Source organism: Kineococcus radiotolerans SRS30216 = ATCC BAA-149 (genome assembly GCF_000017305.1).
GTDB lineage: Bacteria > Actinomycetota > Actinomycetes > Actinomycetales > Kineococcaceae > Kineococcus > Kineococcus radiotolerans.
In genome coordinates this window covers 1,254,369-1,270,710 of record NC_009664.2, presented here as the reverse complement: position 1 = coordinate 1,270,710, position 16,342 = coordinate 1,254,369, and the positions used below count along the sequence as shown (strand labels likewise).

General features: G+C 74.5%; 12 protein-coding genes. 10 read left to right on the top strand and 2 right to left on the bottom strand.

The window, feature by feature from the left end:
* Positions 1 to 50 precede the first annotated feature (50 nt).
* From KRAD_RS06075 to KRAD_RS06055, 5 genes are all read left to right on the top strand, one after another.
* Positions 51 to 896 carry an MIP/aquaporin family protein gene (locus tag KRAD_RS06075; RefSeq protein ID WP_012084653.1) on the top strand — a complete coding sequence of 282 codons (846 nt, stop codon included), beginning with the start codon at positions 51 to 53 and terminating at the stop codon, positions 894 to 896.
* Positions 897 to 928: 32 nt separating this feature from the next.
* Positions 929 to 2,461 (top strand): glycerol kinase GlpK, encoded by a 1,533-nt coding sequence (gene glpK, locus KRAD_RS06070; RefSeq protein WP_012084652.1) that lies wholly within the window; start codon positions 929 to 931, stop codon positions 2,459 to 2,461.
* A 114-nt stretch (positions 2,462 to 2,575) separates the two neighbouring features.
* Positions 2,576 to 4,282 (top strand): glycerol-3-phosphate dehydrogenase/oxidase, encoded by a 1,707-nt coding sequence (locus KRAD_RS06065; protein WP_012084651.1) that lies wholly within the window; start codon positions 2,576 to 2,578, stop codon positions 4,280 to 4,282.
* A gap of 152 nt (positions 4,283 to 4,434) precedes the next feature.
* Positions 4,435 to 5,337: a CARDB domain-containing protein gene (locus KRAD_RS06060; RefSeq protein WP_012084650.1), complete on the top strand. Its 903-nt coding sequence runs from the start codon at positions 4,435 to 4,437 to the stop codon at positions 5,335 to 5,337.
* 39 nt (positions 5,338 to 5,376) lie between these two features.
* Positions 5,377 to 6,159 carry a glutamine amidotransferase gene (locus KRAD_RS06055; RefSeq protein WP_012084649.1) on the top strand — a complete coding sequence of 261 codons (783 nt, stop codon included), beginning with the start codon at positions 5,377 to 5,379 and terminating at the stop codon, positions 6,157 to 6,159.
* Here the strand turns inward: KRAD_RS06055 and KRAD_RS06050 are convergent.
* Complete coding sequence (locus tag KRAD_RS06050) at positions 6,096 to 6,911, bottom strand: SWIM zinc finger family protein (RefSeq protein WP_012084648.1); 816 nt, start codon at positions 6,909 to 6,911, stop codon at positions 6,096 to 6,098. The two genes, KRAD_RS06055 and KRAD_RS06050, sit on opposite strands and share 64 nt — an antisense overlap.
* A 2-nt stretch (positions 6,912 to 6,913) precedes the next feature.
* Positions 6,914 to 10,003: a DEAD/DEAH box helicase gene (locus tag KRAD_RS06045; protein ID WP_012084647.1), complete on the bottom strand. Its 3,090-nt coding sequence runs from the start codon at positions 10,001 to 10,003 to the stop codon at positions 6,914 to 6,916.
* A 251-nt stretch (positions 10,004 to 10,254) separates the two neighbouring features.
* Here KRAD_RS06045 and KRAD_RS06040 point away from each other — a divergent pair, with 251 nt between their 5' ends.
* The 5 genes from KRAD_RS06040 (at position 10,255) to kdpC (ending at position 16,332) form a co-directional block, all read left to right on the top strand.
* Positions 10,255 to 11,631 (top strand): sugar porter family MFS transporter, encoded by a 1,377-nt coding sequence (locus KRAD_RS06040; protein WP_041292764.1) that lies wholly within the window; start codon positions 10,255 to 10,257, stop codon positions 11,629 to 11,631.
* Between the two features lie 244 nt (positions 11,632 to 11,875).
* The gene (locus KRAD_RS25890; protein WP_157873500.1) at positions 11,876 to 11,965 is read left to right on the top strand and encodes a potassium-transporting ATPase subunit F; all 90 of its coding nucleotides are present in this window, start codon (positions 11,876 to 11,878) and stop codon (positions 11,963 to 11,965) included.
* The gene (kdpA, locus tag KRAD_RS06035; RefSeq protein WP_012084644.1) at positions 11,965 to 13,638 is read left to right on the top strand and encodes a potassium-transporting ATPase subunit KdpA; all 1,674 of its coding nucleotides are present in this window, start codon (positions 11,965 to 11,967) and stop codon (positions 13,636 to 13,638) included. Before KRAD_RS25890 ends, kdpA begins: the two co-directional genes overlap by 1 nt.
* Positions 13,635 to 15,737: a potassium-transporting ATPase subunit KdpB gene (kdpB, locus tag KRAD_RS06030; protein WP_012084643.1), complete on the top strand. Its 2,103-nt coding sequence runs from the start codon at positions 13,635 to 13,637 to the stop codon at positions 15,735 to 15,737. The genes kdpA and kdpB overlap by 4 nt, the downstream gene beginning before the upstream one ends.
* A gap of 4 nt (positions 15,738 to 15,741) precedes the next feature.
* Positions 15,742 to 16,332, top strand: a complete 591-nt coding sequence (gene kdpC, locus KRAD_RS06025) for a potassium-transporting ATPase subunit KdpC (protein WP_012084642.1) — start codon at positions 15,742 to 15,744, stop codon at positions 16,330 to 16,332.
* The last annotated feature ends 10 nt before the right edge of the window (positions 16,333 to 16,342 follow it).

Below are 16,342 nucleotides of genomic sequence, written 5' to 3'. Positions count from 1 at the left end.
GGTCCACGGCAACATCGCCGTCTGAAACTCGACTCAACGTGGAGTTACCCATGTCCCACAGCAACTCGACGGCGAGCGCGCCACCACAGCGCGCGGTCCAGCGAAACCCCACCCTCACCGGTGAGCTCCTCGCCGAGTTCGCCGGTACGGCGATCCTCATCCTCTTCGGCGTCGGCGTGGTCGCCCAGGTCGTGGCGGGCCAGAACGGCGGCGACGACTCGATCCACTGGGCCTGGGGCCTCGGGGTCACCTTCGGCATCTACGTCGCCGGCCGCACCACCGGCGCCCACCTCAACCCCGCGGTGACCATCGCCCTCGCGGTCTTCCAGGGCTTCTCCTGGAAGAAGGTCCTCCCCTACAGCGTCGCGCAGTTCCTCGGCGCCCTCGTCGCCGCGCTCGTCGTCCGCTGGGTCTACGCGGACGCCATCGCGACGGTCGACCCGGACACCACCTCCGCCACCCAGGGCATCTTCTCCACCCTGCCCGGCGAGGGCGTCAGCATCGGCACCGCCTTCCTCGACCAGGTCGTCGGCACCGCCATCCTCGTCTTCCTGATCTTCGCGATCTCCCAGACGCGGGCCATGCCGCCCGGGGCGAACCTCGCCCCCTTCATCGTCGGCCTCGTCGTCGTCGGCATCGGCATGGCGTGGGGCAGCAACGCCGGCTACGCCATCAACCCCGCGCGCGACTTCGGTCCCCGGGTGGCGTCCTGGCTCACCGGCTACTCCACGGCGATGCGCGAACCCGTCGGGAACCAGTTCTACTTCTGGGTGCCCATCGTCGCCCCCGTCCTCGGCGGCCTCATCGGCGGCGCGCTCTACAAGGTGCTCGTCGAGCGCCACCTGCCCGACGAGGACGCCGCGGAGCCCGAGGGCCGCGTCCGCACCGACCACTGACCCGACAGACTCGACGAGGAGACGGACGAGACATGGCAGACACCACCGGACCCCAGTACGTGGGCGCCGTCGACCAGGGAACCACCTCCAGCCGCTTCATGGTCTTCGACCACGGCGGCAACGAGATCGCGAAGTACCAGCTCGAGCACACCCAGATCATGCCCGAGCCGGGCTGGGTCGAGCACGACCCGATCGAGATCTGGGAGCGCACCAGTTCCGTCATCCAGAGCGGCCTGCGCCAGGCCAACCTGACGGCCGAGGACCTCGCCGCCCTGGGCATCACCAACCAGCGCGAGACCACGGTCGTCTGGAACAGGCACACGGGCCGCCCGTACTACAACGCGATCGTGTGGCAGGACACCCGCACCGACCGCATCGCCGCCGCGCTGGACCGCGACGAGCGCGGCCGGACGATCCGGCAGAAGACCGGCCTGCCCCCGGCACCGTACTTCTCCGGCGGCAAGATCCAGTGGATCCTGGAGAACGTCCAGGGCGTGCGCGAGGCCGCGGAGGCCGGCGACGCGATCTTCGGCAACACCGACGCCTGGCTCATCTGGAACCTCACCGGCGGCCCGCGCGGCGGCGTCCACGTCACCGACGTCACCAACGCCAGCCGCACCATGCTCATGGACCTCGAGACCCTGCAGTGGGACGACGAGCTCCTGGCCATCTTCGGCATCCCCCGCTCGATGCTCCCCGAGATCAAGCCGTCCTCCTACACCGCGGGCTACGGCGAGACCCTGGAGACCGGGCCGCTGGGCGGGCGGGTCAAGCTGACCGGCATCCTCGGCGACCAGCAGTCGGCCATGGTCGGCCAGGTCTGCTTCGACCCCGGCATGGCCAAGAACACCTACGGCACCGGCAACTTCATGCTGCTGAACACCGGCGAGGAGCTCGTCCGCTCCAAGGCCGGGCTGCTGACCACGGTCTGCTACCAGTTCAACGACGAGAAGCCGGTCTACGCCCTCGAGGGCTCGATCGCCGTGACCGGCTCGGCCATCCAGTGGCTGCGCGACCAGCTCGGCATCATCTCCGGCGCGGCGGAGTCGGAGTCCCTGGCCCGCCAGGTGAAGGACTCCGGCGGCTGCTACTTCGTGCCCGCGTTCTCCGGGCTCTTCGCCCCCTACTGGCGTTCCGACGCCCGCGGCGCCATCGTCGGGCTCTCGCGCTACAACACCAACGCGCACATCGCCCGCGCCGCGCTGGAGGCGATCTGCTACCAGAGCCGCGACGTCACCGAGGCCATGACGGCCGACTCCGGCGTCGAGGTCGAGGTCCTCAAGGTCGACGGCGGCATCACCGCCAACCAGCTGTGCATGCAGCTGCAGGCCGACGTCCTCGGCGTGCCCGTCTCCAAGCCCGTCGTGGCCGAGACCACCGCGCTCGGGGCGGCCTACGCGGCCGGCCTGGCGGTGGGGTTCTGGAAGAACCTCGACGAGCTGCGCGAGAACTGGAACGAGGGCGCCCGCTGGGAGCCGACCTGGAACGAGGACCAGCGCAAGGACGGTTACGCCGGCTGGAAGAAGGCCGTCGAGCGGACGTTGAACTGGGTGGACGTCGACTGACGTCAGGACCCGGGACGCGCCGGGCGCGCGGATCGCGCGCCCGGCGCACACCATGGAGCAGGACACCAGCAGTGGAGCCGGCGCTCGGCGCCGGAACAGGTTGAGGAGCAGGTCGTGGAGATCAAGGCACTGTCACCGCAGGCACGTGCGGACGCGCTGCGGGAGATGGCGGAAGGTGAGCTCGACGTCCTCGTCGTCGGCGGCGGGGTCGTCGGGACGGGTGCGGCCCTGGACGCGGTGACCCGCGGTCTGCGGACGGCGATGGTGGAGGCGCGGGACTGGGCGTCGGGGACCTCCAGCCGCTCGTCCAAGCTCATCCACGGTGGCCTGCGCTACCTGGAGATGCTGGACTTCGCCCTCGTGCACGAGGCGCTCAGCGAGCGCGGCCTGCTGCGCAACAAGCTGGCCCCGCACCTGGTCCGGCCCGTCCCGTTCCTCTACCCGCTGTCCAAGCGGGTCACCGAGCGCCCCTACGTGGGGTCCGGGGTCGCGCTGTACGACGCCATGGCGATCTCCGGGGGCAACAACAAGGGTTTCCCGCTGCACCGCCACCTGACCCGCAAGGGCGTCCAGCGGGAGGCCCCCGGCATCCGCAAGGACGCCATGGTCGGGGCCATCCAGTACTACGACGGTCAGGTGGACGACGCCCGGCACACCATGACGATCGCCCGCACGGCGGCGACGTACGGGGCGCTCGTCGCCAACCGCACCCGTGTCAAGGAGTTCGTCCGCGAGGGCGAGCGCGTCGTCGGCGCGGTCCTGGTGGACCTGGAGTCCGGGGCCGAGATCCGGGTGAAGGCCAAGCAGGTCATCAACGCCACCGGCGTGTGGACCGACGAGACGCAGGAACTGGTCAACGCCCGCGGGCAGTTCAAGGTCCGCGCGTCCAAGGGCATCCACCTCGTCGTGCCGCGCGACCGGATCCAGTCGAAGACGGGCGTGATCCTGCGCACCGAGAAGTCGGTCCTCTTCATCATCCCGTGGGGCCGGCACTGGATCATCGGCACCACCGACACCGACTGGACGATGGACAAGGCCCACCCGGCCGCGACCAGCGCCGACATCGACTACGTCCTCGAGCACGCCAACTCGGTGCTGAAGTCCCCGCTGGCCCGCGAGGACGTCCAGGGCGTCTACGCCGGGCTGCGCCCGCTGCTGTCGGGGGAGTCGGAGTCGACCTCGAAGCTGTCGCGCGAGCACGTCGTGGGCCACCCCGTCCCCGGGCTGGTCGTCGTCGCCGGCGGCAAGTACACGACGTACCGGGTGATGGCCAAGGACGCCGTCGACGTCGCCGTGGAGGGGCTGGACGGGAAGGTCCCCGCCTCCACCACCGAGAACGTCCCGCTCGTCGGCGCCGAGGGTTACCACGCGCTGTGGAACCAGCGGCACGCGCTGGCGGCGAGGGCCGGGATCCACGTCGACCACGTCGAGCACCTGCTCAACCGCTACGGCTCGGCGATCGACGAGGTCCTCGCGCTCATCGTCGCCGACCCGACCCTGGGCGAGGTCCTGCCGCACGCCGACGAGTACCTGAAGGCCGAGGTCGTCTACGCCGCGACCCACGAGGGCGCCCGTCACCTCGACGACGTCCTGGCCCGCCGCACCCGGATCTCGATCGAGACCTACGACCGCGGCACCGAGACCGCGGAACTCGCCGCGGACCTCGTCGCCGGCCCCCTCGGGTGGGACGACGAGCGCCGCGCCACCGAGGTCCGGACCTACCTGCAGCGGGTGGCCGCCGAGCGCGCCTCGCAGGAGCAGCCCGACGACGCCTCCGCCGACGCGGTGCGCCTGCAGGCCCCGGAGATCGTGCCGGTCTGAGCCGCGCACCCTCCCGGCCCCGCAGGCCCCCGTCCTCCTGGACGGGGGCCTGCTGGGTTTCTCGTTCCCGCCCCCGCGGGGCGGGCGGCCGCTAGCCTCGGGCGCAGCGCGGCGAGGCCCGCGCCCAGGTCCGAGGAGTCCGGGGGGACGCCGTGCGTTTCGTCAGGGGGGCCCGCGCGCTGGTCGCGGGCGTGGTCGTCGTCGGGTCGATCGCGGGAGCGGGGGCCGTCAGCGCCGCACCGCGCCGGCCCGACCTGACCGTCACGGCGGTGCACTGGTCGGCGGCTCCGGCCAGCGGTCAGCGGGTGCTGTTCAGCGCGACCGTCACCAACCGCGGGAACACGCCCACCCCGGCGGGCACGATCAGCGGGGTCGGGTTCCAGGTCGATGGCGTCCTCGTCACCTGGGCCGATCAGCGCACCGAGGCGATCGCGCCGGGCCAGAGCGTCACGCTCACCGCCGTGGGCGGGCCGACGGGTTCGCCGGCGTGGACGGCGGTCGCGGGCCGGCACGTGCTGCGCGCCGTCGTCGACGACGCCGGGCGCATCGCGGAGTCGCGCGAGGGCAACAACGTCCTGGACGCCCGGCTGGACGTGGCCGCGGGCATCACCGATCGGGTGCGCTCCGGTTCCGTCGTCGCCTCGCTCACCCCGCTGGACCGCACGAGCGTCACCGCCACGTCGGTCACCGGCGACGCCTACGCCGGGTGCTTCACCGGTGCCGGCGTCCTCGTCGACGGCACCGAGCGGTTCGTGCAGCACCGCTCGGTGGGCAATGACACGTTCGCGGTCGGGGCGAAGTTCGCCGACGGCCTGGCCGAGGTCCCGGCCGGGGCGACCCGGGTCACGACCCCCGTGAGCTTCACCCAGCTCCTCTACGGCTTCCAGGGCGGTCTGCCGCTCACCTGCGCCGCCGGTCAGGCGCCGGGGTTCACCCGCTTCCAGGCGACCTCGGTGCGCACCACCCGCTGGATCGGCTCGTTCGGCTCGCCCCTCAGCGGCCCGATCGCCTCGGCCGCCACCCCCGTCGACGTCGACTTCGACGTCCACCCCTGACCGCGGGCCGGGTGCGTCCGGCGGGGTTAGGGTGCGCCCGTGAGGCCCTTCCTGCTGCTGGCCACCCGGGCCGACGACACCGTCGCCGACTCCGAGTTCGCCGCGTTCGCCCGCTACGGCGGTCTGGGGCCGGGGGAGCTGCGGCGGGTCCGGCTGGAGCGCGAGCCGATGCCCGACCTCGACCTCGACGACTTCTCCGGGGTGCTCCTGGGGGGCAGCCCGTTCTGCACCAGCGACCCGGAGGGGTCCAAGTCGCCCGTCCAGCGGCGGGTGGAGCGCGAGCTGTCCGGGGTGCTGGACCGGGTCCTCGCCGCCGACGTCCCGTTCCTCGGGGCCTGCTACGGGGTGGGGACCCTCGGGGTGCACCAGGGCGGGACCGTCGACCACACCCACGGCGAGCCGATCGGGACGGTCCCGGTGACCCTCACCCCCGCCGGTCGCGCCGACCCGCTGTTCGGGGCGCTGCCCGCGACGTTCGACGCGTTCGTCGGGCACAAGGAGGCGATCCGGGACGCCCCGCCCGCCGCGGTCGTGCTCGCGGGGTCCCCGGGCTGCCCGGTGCAGGCGTTCCGCATCGGGGACCACCAGTACGCCACCCAGTTCCACCCCGAGCTCGACGTGGCCGGCATCGTCGAACGGGTCACCGTCTACCGGCACGAGGGGTACTTCGACCCCGCGGAGTTCGACGAGGTCGTCGCCCGGCTGCGCCGCTCCCGCGCGACCGCGGCCACCGCGCTGCTGCGCGGTTTCGTGCAGCGCTACCGCCGCGACGACCCCCCGCGCGGGCGCGCGGGGGCGCGCGCGGAGGCCAGGGCCACGTAGTACGGGCGGAGCACGTCGGCGAGGCCCGCCGCGCCCGGGCCCAGCACGAGGTCGTCCAGGTCGTCGGCCACGGTGCGGCCGGGGACCCGCTCGGGGACCCCGAGGTCGGGCAGCGGCCCCGCCATCCGGTGGAAGTCCGCGGTGTGCCGGGTCAGGTCCTCCACGGGGGCGGAGGGGCCGGAGGCGGCGGTGGTGATGCGCCGCAGCAGGTCCGGCAGCTCCACCCCGCGCAGGGTGAGGGCCGTCGCGGGTTCGGCGTCGAGGCGCTCGGCGAGGGCGTAGACCACGGCCGCGGCGTGCTTGCAGGGTTCGCCGTCGTCGGGGCAGCTGCAGTCGTAGTCCACCTCGGCGTCCTCGGGGAGCAGCTCGACCCCGGTGCTCGACAGCAGGTCCACCAGACCCGGGGGGACGTCGCCCTCGAACAGCGGGGCCAGCAGCAGCGGGTTCTCCACGACGACCGCCACCACGGCCTCGACCTCCGCGGGCGACCACCGCCGCACGAGGATCTCCACCAGGTAGGGCCGCGGGCGCGACCCCTGCACCCGGGCGCCGACGGCCCCCGGGCGCGGGTGCAGCTCCACGACCTGCCCGGCGCGGGCGTAGGTGCGCCCCCGGGCCAGCCGGCCGGCGTCCCCGGTCCGTTCCAGGGCGCCGGTGAAGCGCTGGGACCACCACGTCTGCGCGATCCGGCCCCGCTGCGAGCGCAGCTTCGGGCCGCCGCCGGCCCGACGCCGGCCGTAGGAGGAGTCCACGCTCAGTCACCCACCGCGTCGTCGCCCAGCCGCAGGAGTTCCCGCAGCGCGTCCCCGTCGAGGTCGGCGATCCAGCCCTCGCCGCTGCCGACGACGGCGTCGGCCAGGCCCCGCTTGCGGGTGATGACCGCGTCCACCCGTTCCTCCACCGTGCCGACGCTGACCATCTTCCGCACCTGCACCGAACGGTGCTGCCCGATGCGGTAGGCGCGGTCGGTGGCCTGGTCCTCCACCGCGGGGTTCCACCAGCGGTCCACGTGCACGACGTGGTTGGCGGCGGTGAGGTTCAGCCCCGTCCCCCCGGCCCTCAGCGACAGCAGCATGACCCCCGGGCCGTCGGCGCTGGAGAACTCCGCGACCATCGCGTCGCGGGCCCGGCGGGGGACGCCGCCGTGCAGGAACGGCACGGGTTCCCCGGTCCGCTCGGCCAGGTGCGGCCCGAGCAGGTGCCCGAACTCGGCGAACTGGGTGAAGCACAGCACCTTCTCGCCCTCCGCCCGCGCCGAGGTGACGATGTCGTCCAGCAGTTCCAGCTTCCCCGACCGGTGCCGGCCGCGGTGCAGGACCCCGGAGGCGTCGGCGAGGTAGTGCGCGGGGTGGTTGCAGATCTGCTTGAGGCGGGTCAGGGTCGCCAGGACCAGACCGCGCCGCGCGGGCCCGCGCGGGTCGGGGTCCTCCTCGGCGAGGCGCCGCACGAGGTCGTCGACGACCTGCCGGTACAGCGCGGCCTGCTCGGGGGTGAGGTTCGCCCGGACCGTCATCTCGATCTTCTCGGGCAGGTCGCCGGCGACGGCCGGGTCGGTCTTGACCCGGCGCAGCACGAAGGGCCGGGTGACCAGGGCGAGGCGGCGGGCCGGTTCCTCCTGCCCGAGCTTCTCCACGGGCACGGCGAAGGTGTCCCGGAAGCGGGCCGCGCTGCCCAGCAGACCGGGGTTCGTCGCGTCCAGCACCGCGCGCAGGTCCTCCAGCCGGTTCTCGACGGGGGTCCCGGTGAGGGCCACCCGGTGGTGGGCGCGCAGCGCCCGCACCGCGCGGGCCTGGCGGGTCGCGGCGTTCTTGACGTGCTGCGCCTCGTCGAGGGCGACCCGGTGCCAGTCCACCGCGGCGAGGTCGCCCGCGTCGCGCACGAGCAACCCGTAGGTGGTGACGACGAGGTCGTGCCCGGCCGCGGCGCGGGCGAGGTCCGCGCCGCGGGGACGCCCGGGCCCGTGGTGGACGTGGACCCGCAGGTCGGGCGCGAACCGGGCGGCCTCGGCGGCCCAGTTCCCCACGACCGACATCGGGCACACCAGCAGCGTCGGGCCGGGGTCCCCGCCCCGCTCGTGCAGCAGCAGCGCGAGGAGCTGCACCGTCTTGCCCAGGCCCATGTCGTCGGCGAGGACGGCCCCCAGCCCCAGGCCGGACATCGCCGCGAGCCACGTCAGGCCCCGCCGCTGGTAGGGGCGCAGCGTCGCGCGCAGCCCCGGGGGGTCGGGCAGCTCCGGCAGCCGCTGGGCGCCGTCGCCGGAGAGGACGTCCCCGAGGACCCCGCGCGCGTCGATCCCCGTGACGGGGGCGGGCAGGTCGCGCCCGCCGCCCACCGTCGAGAGCACGTCGAGGAGGGACGCCCGGCCGCTGCCGCGGGTGCGCAGGAAGGCCGCGCTGCGCCGCAGCGCCTCGAGGTCGACGTGGACCCACTCGCCGCGGAACCGCACCAGCGGGGCCTTGGAGGCGGCCAGGGCCAGCAGCTCGGCCTCGGTGATCGGGGAGTCGCCCAGCGCGGCCCGCCACCGGAACGCGACGAGGTCGTCCTTGCGCACCCGGGGGTCGGTGATGGCCCCGGGCTGGACGGCGGAGGCGCTGAGGGAGAACGTCAGCGCCTTCCTCGTCCAGTGCCGGGGGAGCTGCAGCGCGATCCCGGCGGCGGCGAGCTTCGGCCCGCCGTCCTCGACGAGGTCGAGCACCTCGTCCAGGGTGAGCTCCACCCCCGCCTCGGCGGCCGCGTCGCCGCGGCCGGCCCCGCCGAGGACCCGGCGCAGCGGCGGGTGCACCGCCCCGGCCCGCGCGGTGCCGGTGAGCAGCAGCAGCAGCGGGTCCTCCCCGTCGGGGGAGCCCTCCGCCCGGGCCTGGTCCAGGGTGAGCACCAGGCTGGGGTCGTCCAGGGGCCGCAGCCGGGTCTGCAGGCGCCAGTTCAGGTCCGCGGTCCGGTCCGGCTCCTCCGTGCCGAGCCGCCCGTCGGCCAGCTCCTCGGGGACGTCCTCCCACGGTTCGGGCTCGACGACGCGGAGCACGACGTCGTAGCCGGACGCGTCGCCGCTGCGCTGCCACTCCCGCACCCGGCGGGCGAAGCTCCGCAGCCCGGCGGCCGGCACGCTGCCGTCGACGGGCTCCCCGCGGTGCAGCGAGGTGATCCAGGCCAGCGCCGCGGCCCCGGTCGGCAGCTCGTGCGGGCGGACCCCCTCGGTGGCGCGCGCGGTGAGGACGTCGACGACGACCGCGCAGACCTCGTCCAGCAGGACCGCCGCCGGGGGCGGCCCGTCGTGGCGGGAGGGTCCCCGCTCGGCGCGCAGCACCGGGGGGCAGGCCTGGGCGACGGCCGCGCGCCAGCGGTGGAACCCGCGGTCGGGCAGCGGGACCCAGCGGGCGGTGAACGTCCCGGCGGGGGCCGCGGCGTCGCGCGCCGTCCCCGCGTCGGCGAGGTCGGGCACGACGTGCCCGGCCCGCACCGCCGCCCGCGCCCCGGCGGCGACGTGCGCGAGCCAGCGCAGCCCGTCGGAGACCGGCGCCGGCCCGGCCCCGACCTCGGTGAGGACCTCGAGGGCCTGCGCGCCGCGCAGCTCGACGACGTCGACCTCCACGGGCCGCAGCCGCAGGTCCTCGCGGGCCCGGCCGGTGGAGGACGCGGGCCGCCCCGCCGGGGTGCAGGGCAGCAGCAGGGGCAGGGCCCGGGTCGCCGGGCGGGCCAGCGCCGCGGCCAGGGCCACCGCGGCGGGGGCCGGGGAGGCCAGGGCGGCGAGGTCGCGCGGGCGGGCGGGACCGGGGTGGCGCCGCGGAGCCTCGACCCACAGGGCCAGGCTCTGCGCGCGGGTCCAGAGCCCGTGGACGACCAGCACCCGCGCAGCCTACGGCGGGGGTGCGACACCCGGCCGGGCCCGGACGGGGGCCCGCCCCGCCCGCCCGTCCCCGCCCGTCCCCGCCCGTCCCACCCGCGTCGGCGCGCGCCGGGCGCACCGCGGTGCTTGGGTGGGTCCGGTTCGGCGCCGAGCCCGTTCCGTCCACGACGACGTCGGAGAACCCCATGGCCCACCCGCACGGGAAGAAGCACGACACCAGCACGGACGACGGTGGTGGCCTCACCGGCGCCGTGGTGGTCGTCGCGCTGGTCTCGGCCATCTCGGGACTGCTCTACGGCTACGACACCGGCATCATCTCCGGCGCGCTGCTGCAGATCGGCGACGAGTTCGAGATCGGCAACGGCTGGGAGCAGCTCATCGCCGCCTCGATCCTCGCCGGGGCGGTCGTCGGGGCCCTCACGTGCAGCCGCCTCAGCGAGCGCCGCGGCCGCCGCGGCACCCTGCTCGTGGTCGCGGTGGTCTTCGTCGTCGGGACCCTCGGGGCCGCGTTCGCCCCGAACCCGGAGCTGCTGTCGCTGGCCCGCCTGGTCCTCGGCTTCGCCGTCGGCGGCGCCACCCAGACCGCCCCGGTCTACGTCGCGGAGCTGGCCCCCACGAAGTACCGCGGGCGCCTGGTGCTGTTCTTCCAGATCGCCATCGGCGTCGGCATCCTCACGGCCACGATCGTCGGCGCCAGCGAGGCCGTCGACTGGCGCGTGTCCATCGGGGCCGCCGCCGTGCCGGCCGCGATCATGCTGGTGCTCATGCTGCGCCTGCCCGAGAGCCCGCGCTGGCTGCTCAAGAGCGACCAGCAGGACCGGGCCCGGCAGTCGCTGGAACGCGTCCGGCCCCGGGGCGCGGACGTCGCGGGCGAGCTGCACGAGATCGACGCCCTGGTCCGGGAGGAGTCCTCCGCCGGCACCCGCGGCTGGCGCGGGCTGCGCGAGGCGTGGGTGCGCCCGGCGCTCGTCGTCGGCTGCGGCCTGGCCATCGCCACCCAGCTGTCCGGCATCGAGATGATCGTCTACTACTCCCCGACGATCCTCACCGACAACGGGTTCGCCGACAGCACCGCGCTGCAGGTCTCGGTGGGGCTGGGGGCGACGTACCTCATCACCCAGCTCATCGGGCTGGCCATCATCGACCGCGTGGGCCGCCGCCGCCTGACCCTCATCACCCTGCCCGGCGCCGCCCTGGCGCTGATCGTGCTGGGCACCTTCTTCGTCACCGGCAACGACGGCAAGGAGCAGGTGCCGTACATCATCGCCACCCTCATCGCGTTCATGGCCTTCACCGCCGGCGGCATCCAGCTCATGGGCTGGCTCACGGGCTCGGAGATCTACCCGCTGGCCACCCGCTCCGCCGGGGCCGCGGCCCAGTCGGCGTCGCTGTGGGGGACGAACCTGCTCATCACCCTGACCCTGCTGAGCATCATCGACACGATCGGCACCGGGCAGACGTTCTGGCTGTACGCGGCGTTCAACGTCCTCGCCTTCGTCTTCCTCTACAAGCGGATGCCGGAGCTGACCGGGCACAGCCTGGAGGAGATCGAGGGCCGCCTGCACGAGGGCCGCTTCCGCCCGGCGGACTTCGCGAAGGAGCCCGCGGAACGCGCCGCGAGCCGCTGACCCGCGGCCGCGTCGACCACGCGTCGAGCCGCGTCGAGGAGGCGTCAAGGACGCGTCAAGACGGACGCGCCCGGCGTCAAGGAGGCGTCAGGGGCGGGCCCGGGGCCCGCCCCGGGTGCTGTGGTGGGTGAGCACCACCCGCACCCACCTCCCTGGAGTCCTCCGTGCTCGACGTCGGGTACACCGTCCTGACCCTGGTCCTCGCCCTCGCCGCCACCCTGCTCGTCCGCGGTCTGGAGCGCCGGTGAGCGCCGAGGCGGCGGTGGGCCTCGCGCTCGCCGTCGCGACCGCCGGGTACCTGCTGCACACCCTGCTCCACCCGGAGCGGTTCTGATGGGCGACCTCGGCGCGGGACTGCTCCAGGCCGGTCTCCTCCTCCTGCTGCTCGCCGCCGTGCACGTCCCCCTCGGGGACTTCCTGGCCCGGACCTTCGCCGGGACGAGGCACCTGCGCCTCGAGCGCGGGATCTACCGGGTGCTGCGCGTCGACGCCGACGCCGACACCCGCTGGCCCACCTACGCCCTCTCCGTCCTGGGCTTCTCGACGGTCTCCATCCTCTTCCTCTACGCGTTCCTGCGGCTGCAGGGGTTCCTGCCGCTGTCGCTGGGCCGGCCGGGGATGGAACCGACCCAGGCCTGGAACACCGCCGTCTCCTTCGTCGGCAACACGAACTGGCAGTCCTACGCGGGGGAGTCCACCCTCGGGCACCTCGTGCAGATGGCCGGGCTGACCGTGCAGAACTTCCTGTCCGCCGCCGTCGGCCTGGCCGTGGCGGTCGCCCTCGTGCGCGGGCTCGTCGCCCGCGGGACGGGGACGATCGGCAACTTCTGGGTCGACCTGACCCGCGGGACGCTGCGCGTCCTGCTGCCGCTGGCGTTCGCCGGCGCCGTCCTGCTGCTCCTCACGGGGGTGGTGCAGAACTTCACCGGCGCCACCACGTACCCGACGCTGGCGGGCGGCTCGCAGACGATCCTCGGCGGTCCGATCGCCTCGCAGGAGGCCGTCAAGGAGCTCGGCACCAACGGCGGCGGGTTCTTCAACGCCAACTCCGCGCACCCGTTCGAGAACCCGAACGCGGTCTCGAACCTCCTCGAGGTGTTCCTCATCCTCGTCATCCCCTTCAGCCTGCCCCGCGCCTTCGGCACCCTCGTCGGCGACCACCGCCAGGGGCTGGCCGTTCTGTCGGTGATGGGCACGATCTTCGGCGCCTCCCTCGCCCTCACGACCTGGGCCGAGACCCACGCCGGGGGCAGCGTTCCGCAGGCCGCCGGCGCGGCGATGGAGGGCAAGGAGACCCGGTTCGGGGAGTGGGCCTCGGCGCTGTTCGCGACCGCGACGACGGCGACGTCGACGGGGGCGGTGAACTCCGCCCACGACAGCTACACCGCCGCCGGCGGCGGGGTGGTGCTGCTGAACCTGGTGATGGGCGAGGTCACCCCCGGCGGGGTCGGTTCCGGGCTCTACGGGATGCTCGTGCTCGCCGTCATCACGGTGTTCGTCGCCGGGCTCATGGTCGGGCGGACCCCGGAGTACCTGGGCAAGCGCATCGGCCAGCGCGAGATCACCTGCGCGGCCCTCTACGTCCTCGTGACCCCCGCGGTCCTGCTCACCGGCACGGCCGTCGCGCTCTCCGACGCCGCCACCCGGTCCGCGCTGCTGAACACCGGCTCGCACGGGCTGACCGAGATGCTCTACGCCTTCGCCTCGGCCGCCAACAACAACGGCTCCGCGTTCGCCGGCCTCAGCGCGAACACGCCGTTCTACAACACCGCGCTGGGCCTGGCGATCTGGCTCGGGCGGTTCCTGCCGATGGTCCTCGTCCTGGCCCTGGCCGGGGCGTTCGCCGCCCAGCGGACCGCGGCCGAGACCGCCGGCACGCTGCCCACCCGGTCCCCGACCTTCGCCGGCATGCACCTGGCCGTCGTCGTGGTCGTCAGCGCCCTCACGTTCTTCCCCGCCCTCGCCCTCGGCCCGATCGCCGAGGCCCTCACCGGAGCCCAGTCGTGAGCACCCTCACCGAGAAACCCCTCCCGCCGGACACCGCCGCCCCCGAACCGCACCGCGTCCCCGGCGGGGCGTTCAGCCCCCGCCAGCTCGTCGCCGCGGTGCCCGGCGCGTTCCGCAAGCTCGACCCGCGCCACCTCGTCCGCACCCCGGTGATGTTCGTCGTCGCCCTCGGCGCCGTCCTCACCACCGCGCTCGCGGTCACCGACCCGTCGGTGTTCGCGTGGGTCATCGTCGCCTGGCTGTGGATCACCGTCCTCTTCGCGAACCTGGCCGAGGCCGTCGCCGAGGGGCGCGGGCGGGCGCAGGCCGCGTCGCTGCGCCGGGTGAGCGCGGAGACCGTCGCGCGCCGGCTGACCGAGGGCCGGGAGGAGCGCGTCGCCTCCAGCCGGCTGCGCGTGGGCGACCTCGTCGTCGTCGAGGCCGGCGAGACCGTCCCCGGCGACGGCGACGTCGTCGAGGGCGTCGCCAGCGTCGACGAGTCGGCCATCACCGGGGAGTCCGCTCCCGTCGTCCGCGAGTCCGGCGGCGACCGCAGCGCCGTCACCGGCGGCACCACCGTCCTCTCCGACCGGATCGTCGTGCGGGTCACGGCCAAACCGGGTGAGAGCTTCGTGGACCGGATGATCGCCCTCGTCGAGGGCTCCGCCCGCCAGCGCACCCCCAACGAGATCGCGCTGAACATCCTGCTGTCCGGCCTGACCCTGGTGTTCCTGCTCGCCGTCGTGACCCTGCAGCCGATGGCGGTCTACTCCGGGCGCCCCCAGCCGCTGGTCGTGCTGGTCGCCCTGCTGGTCTGCCTCATCCCCACCACCATCGGGGCGCTGCTCTCGGCCATCGGCATCGCCGGCATGGACCGCCTGGTGCAGCGCAACGTCCTGGCGATGTCGGGACGCGCCGTCGAGGCCGCCGGCGACGTGGGGACCCTGCTGCTGGACAAGACCGGCACCATCACCCTCGGCAACCGGCAGGCCCACGAGCTCGTCCCCGCCCCGGGCGTGGACCCCGCCGAGCTCGCCGACGCCGCCCGGCTCTCCAGCCTCGCCGACACCACCCCCGAGGGCCGCTCGATCGTGGTCCTCGTGGAGGAGCGCCAGGGGGTGGCCGCCCACCCCGCGGACCTCGGCGCCACGCCCGTCCCGTTCACCGCCCAGACCCGCATGTCCGGGGTCGACCTGACCACCGGCCGGGGGGAGCGGCGGATCCGCAAGGGGGCCGCCGCGGCGACGGCGCACTGGGTCCGAGGGCTCGGCGGCGACGTCCCCCGCGAGGTCGAGCGGGCCGTGGAGGACATCTCCACCGTCGGCGGGACCCCGCTGGTCGTGGCGGAGGACGTCACGACGGGTTCCGGGTCGCGGGCCCGCGTCCTCGGCGTCGTCCACCTCAAGGACGTCGTCAAGGAGGGGATGCGCGAACGCTTCGCGCAGCTGCGGGCCATGGGGATCCGCACCGTCATGGTCACCGGCGACAACGCCCGCACCGCCGCCGCCATCGCCGCCGAGGCCGGGGTCGACGACGTGCTCGCCGAGGCCACGCCGGAGGACAAGCTGGACCTCATCCGCCGCGAGCAGTCCGGCGGGCGCCTGGTGGCGATGATGGGCGACGGCACCAACGACGCCCCCGCCCTGGCCCAGGCCGACGTCGGGGTCGCGATGAACACCGGCACCTCGGCCGCCAAGGAGGCCGGGAACATGGTCGACCTGGACTCCGACCCGACGAAGCTCATCGAGATCGTCGAGATCGGCAAGCAGCTGCTCATCACCCGCGGCGCGCTCACCACGTTCTCCATCGCCAACGACGTCGCGAAGTACTTCGCCATCCTCCCGGCGATGTTCGTCACCACGTTCCCGCAGCTCGGCGCGCTCAACGTCATGCGGCTGGCCACGCCGGAGTCCGCGATCGTCTCCGCGGTCGTCTTCAACGCCCTCGTCATCGTGGCGCTCATCCCCCTCGCCCTGCGCGGGGTGCGCTACCGGCCCTCCGGCGCCGCGGCCCTGCTGCGCCGCAACCTGCTCGTGTACGGCCTCGGCGGCGTCGCCGTGCCGTTCCTGGGCATCAAGCTCGTCGACCTGCTCGTCTCCCAGATCCCAGGAATCGGCTGATCCCGTGTCCCTCGCGCTGACCAACCTCCTCCGCCAGGCCCGCACCGGCCTGCTGCTGCTGCTCGTCGCCACCGCCGGCCTCGGGCTGGTCTACCCGCTCGCGGTGTTCGCCGTGGGGCGGCTCGTCCCCGCCCGCGCCGACGGGCAGGTCGTCGCCGTCGACGGGCAGCCCGTCGGCTCCCGGCTCATCGGGCAGGAGTTCCCCGGCGAGCAGTGGTTCCAGCCGCGCCCCTCCGCGGCCGGCGACGGGTACGACCCCACCGCCAGCGGCGCCTCGAACCTCGGCCCGGAGAGCACCGACCTGCTGAAGGCCGTCGAGGAGCGGCGCGCCGCGGTCGCCGCCGCCGACGGCACCGCGCCCGTCGACGTGGCCCCCGACGCGCTGACGGCCTCCGGGTCGGGCCTGGACCCCCACGTCTCCCCGGAGAACGCCCGCCGGCAGGTCGCGCGGGTCGCCGCGGCCCGCGGGCTGAGCGAGCAGCGGGTCGCCGCCCTCGTCGCCGAGCACACCCGCGGGCGCGCCCTGGGGTTCCTCGGCGAGCCGACGGTGAACGTGCTGGAGCTGAACCTCGCGCTGCGGTCCGCGGCCCCCTGACGGTGCCGCA